Origin of the sequence: Phenylobacterium sp. (assembly GCF_031425575.1) — a bacterium.
Classification (GTDB): domain Bacteria; phylum Pseudomonadota; class Alphaproteobacteria; order Caulobacterales; family Caulobacteraceae; genus Phenylobacterium.
In genome coordinates, this window is the sequence record NZ_JANPJP010000104.1 from 1 (window position 1) to 8,730 (window position 8,730).

8 protein-coding genes and 1 pseudogene are annotated in these 8,730 nt (G+C 68.0%); 4 read left to right on the plus strand and 5 right to left on the minus strand.

The genetic code is table 11. From position 1 onward, the window contains the following. The coding region (locus RMO97_RS05575) for a glutamine amidotransferase-related protein (RefSeq protein WP_409035290.1) at positions 1–271 on the plus strand (271 nt) is incomplete at its 5' end. Here the strand turns inward: RMO97_RS05575 and RMO97_RS05580 are convergent. Then, entirely contained in the window at positions 268–1,155 is an 888-nt protein-coding gene (locus tag RMO97_RS05580; protein ID WP_310539538.1) for a LysR family transcriptional regulator, read from the minus strand. The two genes, RMO97_RS05575 and RMO97_RS05580, sit on opposite strands and share 4 nt — an antisense overlap. A gap of 92 nt (positions 1,156–1,247) precedes the next feature. Here RMO97_RS05580 and RMO97_RS05585 point away from each other — a divergent pair. Beyond that, positions 1,248–2,099: pseudogene (locus RMO97_RS05585) on the plus strand (isocitrate lyase/phosphoenolpyruvate mutase family protein). Between the two features lie 48 nt (positions 2,100–2,147). On the opposite strand, the gene RMO97_RS05590 reads toward RMO97_RS05585, so the two are convergent. The 4 genes from RMO97_RS05590 to RMO97_RS05605 form a co-directional block, all read right to left on the minus strand. Next, positions 2,148–2,636: a fasciclin domain-containing protein gene (locus RMO97_RS05590; protein ID WP_409035291.1), complete on the minus strand. Its 489-nt coding sequence runs from the start codon at positions 2,634–2,636 to the stop codon at positions 2,148–2,150. A gap of 168 nt (positions 2,637–2,804) precedes the next feature. Next, entirely contained in the window at positions 2,805–3,518 is a 714-nt protein-coding gene (locus RMO97_RS05595) for an anti-sigma factor domain-containing protein (protein WP_310539540.1), read from the minus strand. Continuing rightward, entirely contained in the window at positions 3,515–4,069 is a 555-nt protein-coding gene (locus RMO97_RS05600) for a sigma-70 family RNA polymerase sigma factor (protein ID WP_310539541.1), read from the minus strand. The genes RMO97_RS05595 and RMO97_RS05600 overlap by 4 nt, the downstream gene beginning before the upstream one ends. Positions 4,070–4,154: 85 nt before the next feature. Beyond that, positions 4,155–5,627 (minus strand): tetratricopeptide repeat protein, encoded by a 1,473-nt coding sequence (locus tag RMO97_RS05605; RefSeq protein ID WP_310539542.1) that lies wholly within the window; start codon positions 5,625–5,627, stop codon positions 4,155–4,157. A 425-nt stretch (positions 5,628–6,052) separates the two neighbouring features. Between RMO97_RS05605 and RMO97_RS05610 the strand changes: the two genes are divergently transcribed. Together RMO97_RS05610 and carB are read left to right on the plus strand one after the other, a co-directional pair. Next, positions 6,053–6,259 carry a cold-shock protein gene (locus RMO97_RS05610; RefSeq protein ID WP_293497834.1) on the plus strand — a complete coding sequence of 69 codons (207 nt, stop codon included), beginning with the start codon at positions 6,053–6,055 and terminating at the stop codon, positions 6,257–6,259. Between the two features lie 227 nt (positions 6,260–6,486). Then, positions 6,487–8,730: carbamoyl-phosphate synthase large subunit (gene carB / locus RMO97_RS05615; RefSeq protein WP_310539543.1), on the plus strand; the 2,244-nt coding region annotated here is incomplete at its 3' end.

Sequence of the window (8,730 nt, forward strand, 5' to 3'; positions counted from 1 at the left end):
CCATGGCGCGAACCATCCCGTGAAGGACCTCACCACCGGCAAGGTGGAGATCGTCTCCATGAACCACGGCTTCACCGTCGACCGCGACAGCCTGCCGGCCCCGGTGAAGGAGAGCCACGTCTCGCTCTTCGACGGCACCAACGCCGGCCTGCAGCTGGAAGGCCGCCCGGTCTTCTCGGTGCAGCACCATCCTGAGGCTTCGCCGGGCCCAACCGACAGCCTCTACCTGTTCGAAAGGTTCGCGGGCCTGATGGACGCCCGGAAGGCCTAGGCGGTCAAAGCCTCGATCAGGCCCTGCGCCGCGGGGCTGACATAGCCGCCCTTGCGGGTGATCAGGCTGACTGGATTGGAGACCGCCAGGTCAGCGACCGCAATGGCGGCGAGGCTCCCCGCGGCGCGTTCCTCAGCCACGGCGCTGACCGGCATCAGAGCCAGTCCAAAGCCCGCCTCCACCAGCCGCTTCTGCGCCGTCAGGCTATCCACGGCCGTGAACCGGACCTCCGCCACACCGCGGGTCAGAAACTGGGCCGACAGCATCCCCGACCACCGTTCGTCCCGTCCCTCCGGAGGCGGGAAGCCGAGCCAGGGCTCGTTTCGCAGATCACGCAGGCTGACGACCTTCCCCCCCGCCAGCGGATAGTCGGGCGCGCAGACCACCACCAGGGCCTCGGGGGCGCAGGCGCGGTTCTCCAGGTCTGGTGACGGGTCCTCGAAGTAGCGCAGGCCCAGGGTCGCCTCGCCGCGCCGCACCAGATCGCTGATCTGGACGCTGGTGGCGGTGCGCAGGGTCAGGGCCACCTTCGGGAACTGCGCGGCGAACCGCCTCAGGGCCTGGGCGAGATCGGAGCCGGCCAAGGTGCCCACCACGGCCACCGATATCGGCCCGCCCTCGCCGGCCTGCAGCACCCGCATGGCGCTCGAGGCGTCCTCCAGCGCGGCCAGCACCCGCTCAGCATGCGGCAACAGGGCCTCGCCCGCCTGGCTGAGGGCCACGCCGCCCGCCAGACGCTCGAACACCGGCATCTGGAGCTCCGCCTCCAGCAGCGCGATCCGCCGGCTGATCGCCGGCTGCGACCGCCCCATCCGCTCGGCCGCCCCGGAGAACCCGCCCGTCCGCGCGATCATGACGAAGGTCCGCAGCGCCTCAGTGTCCATGCAAATCCCTGATCATTCCGACCATTTATATGCATTTGGCGAATGCCCCCTGTCCAGCTACGTAAAACGCCCGCTCCATCAAAGAGGCTCTCATGACCCGACAACAGCAGGCGGCCCATTCCTTCAGAAACCTGCACACCTCCGGCTTCATCATGCCCAACGCCTGGGACGCCGGCAGCGCCCTGATCCTGGCGGCGGCCGGGTTTCCCGCCATCGGGACCACCAGCGCCGGGATCGCCTTCTCCCTGGGCAAGCAGGACTACCGGGTCAGCGACCCGCGACTGGGGGTGACGCGCCAGGAAATGTTCGACCGCTGCGGCCAAATCGTCGAGGCGGTCACCCTACCGGTGAGCGGCGACCTGGAGGCGGGGTACGGCGACCGCCCCGAGGACGTCGCCGACTGCGTCCTGCAGGCCGTGGAGATCGGCCTGGCGGGCTGCAACATCGAGGACAAGCCGGTCGGCGAGGAACGCCTCTACGAGCCGCGCCAAGCGGCTGAGCGGATCGCCGGCGCGCAGAAGGCGCTGATCGCGCGCGGCTCCGACCTGGTGATCAACGCCCGCACCGACGCCTGGCTGGTGGGCTAAGACGATCCGCTCGCCGCCTCCATCCGCCGCGCCAATCTGTATCTTGAGGCTGGGGCGGACTGCGTCTTCCTACCGGGCGTGACCGACCTGCCGACGGCCCGAACCCTGGTGCGGGAGATCGTGGGTCCGGTGAATCTGGTCCTGGGCCTCGGCGGCTCGTCGGGCGACGCTCACGAGCTGCTGGCGGCCGGCGTGCGGCGGATCAGCGTCGGCGGGTCCCTGGCGCGCGCGGCGCTGGGCTTGGTGAGGCGCTCGGCCGAAATGCTGCGGGACTCCGGCAGCGTCGCCTTCACCGACGGCGAAATCTCCGGGCGAGACCTGAACACGCTCTTCGCGACGACGCGTGCCGCAACCTGAGCCAGAGCAACGGCTCGACGGGGGCCGGCTTTCGCCGGCCCCCGAGTGCTACGGCATCAGGACCGTGTCGACGACGTGGATCACGCCATTGGACTGCATGACATTGGCGATGGTGACGTGGGACATGCCGCCCTTGGCGTCGGTGAGCATCACCATGTCACCCATGGCGGAGACGGTCAGATCTCCGCCCTGCACGGTCTTCAGCATGGCCTTGCCGCCACCTGCCTTGATCTGGGCGGTGAGATCCATCGCGGTCAGGCGGCCCGGGACCACGTGATAGGTCAGGATGTTGCTGAGGGCGGCCTTGCTCTCAGGCTTCACCAGGGTCTCCACGGTTCCGGCCGGCAGCTTGGCGAACGCGGCGTTGGTGGGTGCGAACACCGTGAAGGGGCCAGACCCCGACAGCGTCTCCACCAAACCCGCGGCCTTCACGGCGGCGACCAGGGTGGTGTGATCCTTCGAATTGACGGCGTTCTCTACGATATTCTTGGAAGGATACATGGCGGCGCCGCCGACCATCACAGTCTTCTGATCCATCGCGTGAGCAGAGGCCATGTTGACGCCAGCAAACGAGATTGAGATGCCTGCCGCGAGCGCGACGATGTTGTTGATCTTCATGTTCTGGTCCCTTGAAATTCTGCTCGCCACGGGGCGGCGATGCCAGGAATACGGTCTGGAAACTTCTCCAGACGCAGGGACAGGAAATTAAATCCGGGCGAGCTTGCCGATCGCCGCCACCGGACCGGAAGGTCCGTCCTGCGTCGAGCCGCCCAGCGGCTCCACGGAGACAGCGATGGACGCGCCTTCTGTGGTAAGGGCCGGCAATCCCTCCGGCATGGCCATACTCTTGGAGGTCCCTGGCGCGATGAGGCCGAGCGAGCGTGGCTTGCCGTCCGCAGGGATCAGCCACAGTTCGTGGACGTGGATCGGGTCGGTCCCCGGCGCCACCAGCGAGGTGACGATCAGCTTCTGACGCACCGGATCGTAGGCGGCGACAAACAGGTGCTGGCCTCCGCTGGTGTCGAGTCGGGCGTTTAGCAGTTCGCCTGGCGTCGGCGGCGCGATGATCTCGGGCGGCCGGGTGGCCAGGACTACGACGGCGGCCAGGCTGGCGGCGGCCAGCCCCATCCCGCCCATGGCCCAGGCACGCCAGAATCTCGCGCCGCGGCCTTCGTTGTCGTTGGCGGGCAGGCCGCGCTCGATACGGGGCCAGAGGCCGGCGGGCGGCTCCACGGGCGACACAGCGGCAAGCATCGGCGCAAGTCGCGCCTGCCAGGCCTCGACATGGGCGGCGAAGGCAGGTTCGCGGGCCATGCGCAATTCCGCTGCGGCACGCTCGCCGGCGTTCAACACGCCCAGGGCGTGCTCGGCGGCGAAGGCCTCATCCTCGGGCATGTTGGGGGTAAGGGGTTCGCTCATGACTCAAGGCACCCCTTGAGCTTGGCCAGGCCACGGCGGATCCAGCTCTTCACCGTACCCAGCGGGGCCTCCATCCGGGCCGCCAGGGCCTCGTAGGTGACGCCCTCGAAAAAGGCGGTGCGGATCACCTTCTCGGTGCGCTCGTCCAGTTCCGACAGGCACCTGCCAAGGGCTTCGCCGTCCTGGGTGGCCTCCAGCAGCGCGTCGGCCCGCGGTAGGCCGTCGTCGATCTCCAGCTCTTCCACCTGCTCGGCGTAGGCCAGGGGCCCGCGAGCCCGCAGCCGGTCGATGGCGCGGTTGCGGGCGATGGTGGATATCCACGTCATGACGCTGGCCCGGCCCGCTTCGAAGCGGTCGGCGCGACGCCAAATCGTGATGTAGACCTCTTGCAGCACGTCTTCGCTTTCATCTCTGTTGGAGAGGATACGAAGGCAGACGCCAAATAGCTTCGCAGAGGTGGCCTGGTAAAGTTGTCGCAGGGCTGCGCGGTCGCCCGCGGCGATCCTCGGCATCAACTCGGTCAGCGGATCGATCGCAGAGGTCGCGGGCAAGTGTGTGTCTTTTCCGGCGGAAGGCTGGCGGCGAAGCTGCCCCAAGCCGACCGCCGCTGGCAAGGCCTAAGGCGGCCTCGAGCCGCTAGATCTTGCGCATCAGGAAGTAGTCGCCCTCAAGCGCCACCCCGGCCTCGCGGCGGAGCATGGTGGACCTGCGCTCGACGATGTCGAAGCGCCCGGCCGCGAGGTCGGCGATGTAACCCCGCCCGTGAGCGTACCGACCATTGCCGCGCAGGGTGACGCCGTCGCCATCCGCGGCCTCTGTGGAGAAGACCAGCAGGCCTCCAGGCTTCAGCGTCGCCACGGCGCCGTCGAATACGCCGCCCAGGGTCCCGACATAGGGGAAGGTGTCGCTAGCTACGATCATGTCCCACCGGGCGCCGGCCTGGCTCAGGGTGTCCAACAGGTCAGCGCACCACAGTTCGTCATAGAGGCCGCCCTCGCGGGCCTTGGCCAGCATGCCGTCGGAGAGATCGACGCCGTTCAGGTGCTGGGCGTAGGGGCGCAGGACCGGGCCGCACAGCCCGGTGCCACAGCCGATGTCCAGCACGTCCAGGGAAGCGTCGGCCTCAATCCAGGTGGCGATCAGGTTGCGGATCTCCTCTGGGGCCCGGTAGCCCAGGCGGCCCAACAGCTTCTCGTCGAACTGCTCGGCCATGCCGTCGAAGTGCTGGGCCACGAAGGCCGCCGGGGCGCGCTCAACCGGGCGGCCCATTGCGGCGTCGGCCATGTGCCGGGCCTCCAGGTTGCCCGGGCGCTGGGATGTCCAGGTCTGGGCGATCAGGGCCGCGGGGCCCTTGTGTCCCGCCCAGTCCAGGCAGAGCAGCGCGGTCTTGAAGAGGGTGTCGGTCTCCGCAACGCTGGTGAGCTCCCGACTGACAGTGGTGACGCGGGCCATGTCGCCGTCGAGGCCCGCCACCACAAACCGGCACAGACGCGCCATCTCGACGATCTCCTCGGCGTCGGCCTCCAGGGCCATGGCCGCTTCGAAGTTGCGCTGCGCCTTGTGGAAGGCGCCGGACTTGAAGAGGGTCACCCCCAGGTTGGCGCGCAGGGCGCCGGTCTCGCCAGCGATCTCGATGGTGCGGGCGAAGGCGGCCGCCGCGCCGACGAAGTCGTCACGGCCAGCCAGGACCATGGCGCGGATCTGCCAGGCGTCTGCATTGTCGGGGTCGCGGGCGATGGCGCCGTCGCAGGCGCTCTCGGCCTCCTCCGGGCGCCCCAGCTGAAGCAGCGAGGCGGCCAGGCTGACCCAGGCCGAAACCTGGCTGGTGTCGATGTCCAGGGACTTGCGCAGGGCGATGGCGGCCTGCTCGTGGTCCCCCAACCCGCCGAGCGCGAGCGCCAGGTTGTTCCAGACCAGGGCCTGGCGGGGCGCGGCGCCGGCCACCGCCCGGAAGGCCTCTACGGCCGCCTGGAAGTCCCCCCTCGCCTGCCGTTCCAAGCCATATCGTGTCAGGGCCACGAGTGAGGTGGGCGCCCCTGTGCCGCCATCCCCCTTGAGGGACGCGGCGTCCGCCGGCGGTTGCCCGAGCGCGCGTGCGAATGCAGACATGACGAGATCCCAGCCCGAGTTTGTGGACTCACAGGCTGAGGCTTGGCTGTAAAATCATGGTTAACGCCTGTTGAGGAAGCGTCGACGGAGCTTGGACCAGGGCCTTGGCGCGCGTCAGGCTGGCGGCGCATCACGGCTTGCGTCCCCCGGCGAACAGCACGGCGGCAAGAAAATCCATGTGCAGATGACCAGGGCCGGACCCTGAGTATGGGCGTTGCTTCTTCTGTCGACTGCTAGACAGCAACGCGTCGTCACCTTGCTTTCAAAGTGGTTTTGCGCCAAGATGGCCGGGTCAAACTCGTAGGTTCGGCTGACTTTCGACGCGTCCATGAACGCACCGGACCGGGCTCCCGATCCCCCGACTTTTGATCCCCCGTCCGAATGTTTCGGGCGTGGGAAATATCTATCCAAGGACGAATATCTCTATGTCTACCGGCACCGTGAAATGGTTCAACGGCACCAAGGGTTACGGCTTCATTCAGCCCGACGACGGCGGCGCGGACGTGTTCGTGCACATCTCCGCCGTTGAGCGCGCCGGCCTGCGTTCGCTGGACGAGGGCCAGAAGGTCACCTTCGAACTCGAGCGCGACAAGCGCAGCGGCAAGATGTCTGCGGGCAACCTGCAGGTCTAAGACCGCCGCGGAGCTTCGCGCTCCGCTGAGCACCGGGGAATGGGCTGGCGTCCGCGCCGGCCCATTTTCTTTGCGCGCTATCCGAGGCCCGCAAAGGAGAGTCTCCCCAGGGGCGCCCTGCCCGCTTGCGCAGGCCCGACTCCCTCTCTAAACGGGCGCCTTAACCTACAGATTGAACGGGAACGGCGCGCGGCCACGCGGCGCCGCCCTTATGCGCGGACCGAACGATGCCCAAACGCACAGACATCTCCTCGATCCTGATCATCGGCGCCGGCCCCATCATCATCGGCCAGGCCTGCGAGTTCGACTACTCGGGAGTCCAGGCGTGCAAGGCTCTGCGCGCCGAGGGCTACCGCATCGTGCTGGTCAATTCGAACCCCGCCACGATCATGACGGACCCCGATGTGGCCGACGCCACCTATATCGAGCCGATCACGCCCGAGATGGTCGAGAAGATCATCGCCAAGGAACGCCCGGACGCCCTGCTGCCCACCATGGGAGGCCAGACAGCGCTGAACACCGCGCTCGCCCTGGAAGCCTCCGGCGTGTTGGCCAAGTACGGCGTGGAGATGATCGGGGCCAAGGCCGACGTCATCGACAGGGCCGAGGACCGCCAGAAATTCCGCGACGCCATGGACAAGCTGGGCCTCGAGAGTCCCAAGTCCAAGGCCGCCCACTCGATGGACGAGGCCCTGGAAGGCCTGGAGTTCGTCGGCCTGCCGGCCATCATCCGCCCGTCCTTCACCCTGGCCGGCACCGGGGGCGGCATCGCCTACAATGTCGAGGAGTTCCGCGAGATCGTGGAGCGCGGCCTGGACCTCTCCCCCACCACCGAGGTGCTGATCGAGGAGAGCGTGCTCGGCTGGAAAGAGTACGAGATGGAGGTGGTCCGCGATAAGGCCGACAACTGCATCATCGTCTGCTCCATCGAGAACATCGACCCGATGGGGGTGCACACGGGGGACTCGATCACCGTCGCCCCGGCGCTTACCCTGACCGACAAGGAATACCAGATCATGCGCGCGGCCTCGATCGCCGTGCTGCGCGAGATCGGGGTCGAGACCGGCGGGTCCAACGTCCAGTTCGCGGTCAATCCCGCCGACGGCCGCATGGTGGTGATCGAGATGAACCCTCGGGTCTCACGGTCCTCGGCCCTGGCCTCCAAGGCCACCGGCTTCCCCATCGCCAAGGTCGCCGCCCGCCTGGCCGTGGGCTACACCCTCGACGAGCTGATGAACGACATCACCGGGGCGACGCCGGCCTCCTTCGAGCCCAGCATCGACTATGTCGTCACCAAGATCCCCCGCTTCGCCTTCGAGAAGTATCCGGGCTCCGAGCCCCACCTGACCACCGCCATGAAGTCGGTTGGCGAGGTCATGGCCATCGGCCGCACCTTCGCCGAGAGCCTACAGAAGGCCCTGCGCGGCCTGGAGACTGGCCTGGCCGGCCTGGACGAAGTCGACATCGAGGGGTCGGACGATCCCGACACCGGCCGCGCCGCGGTCCTGCGCGCCCTGGCGATGCCCACCCCTGATCGTCTGCGCGTCATCGCCCAGGCTTTCCGCCACGGCCTGACCGTGGAGGAAATCCACGGCGCCTGTTCGTACGAGCCCTGGTTCCTGCGCCAGTTGGAGACCCTGGTCCGCACCGAGGGCCATGTCCGCGCCGCGGGCCTGCCCGTCACCGCCCAGGCCTTCCGCGCCCTCAAGGCCCAGGGGTTCTCCGACGCCCGCCTGGCCAAGCTGACCAACACCCCGGAGGCCAAGGTCCGCGCCCTTCGCCAGGAGCTGGCCGTGCGGCCGGTCTACAAGCGGATCGACAGTTGCGCGGGCGAGTTCCGCGCCGCCACGCCCTACATGTACTCCACCTACGAGACCGGCTCGCTCGGCCAGGAGCCGCAGTGCGAGAGCGCGCCGACCGAGGCGCGCAAGGCCATCATCCTCGGCGGCGGTCCCAACCGGATCGGCCAGGGGATCGAGTTCGACTACTGCTGCTGCCACGCGGCCTTCGCCCTGGCTGACCTCGGCATCGAGTCGATCATGGTCAACTGCAACCCGGAGACCGTCTCCACTGACTACGACACCTCCGACCGCCTGTACTTCGAGCCGCTCACCGCGGAAGATGTGCTGGAGCTGATCGCCGTCGAGCAGCGCAAGGGGACGCTGCTGGGGGTCATCGTCCAGTTCGGCGGCCAGACCCCGCTGAAGCTGGCCCAGGCGCTGGAAGACGCCGGCATCCCGATCCTTGGCACCAGCCCCGACGCCATCGACCTGGCCGAGGACCGCGAACGCTTCCAGCAACTGCTGCACAAGCTGGAGATCGCCCAGCCGATCAACGCCATCGCCCGCACGGCGGAGGAGGCCTTCGCCGGCGCCCATTCGGTCGGCTACCCCATCGTCATCCGACCCTCTTATGTGCTGGGCGGTCGGGCCATGGAGATCATCCGCGACGACGAACAACTGGACCGCTAC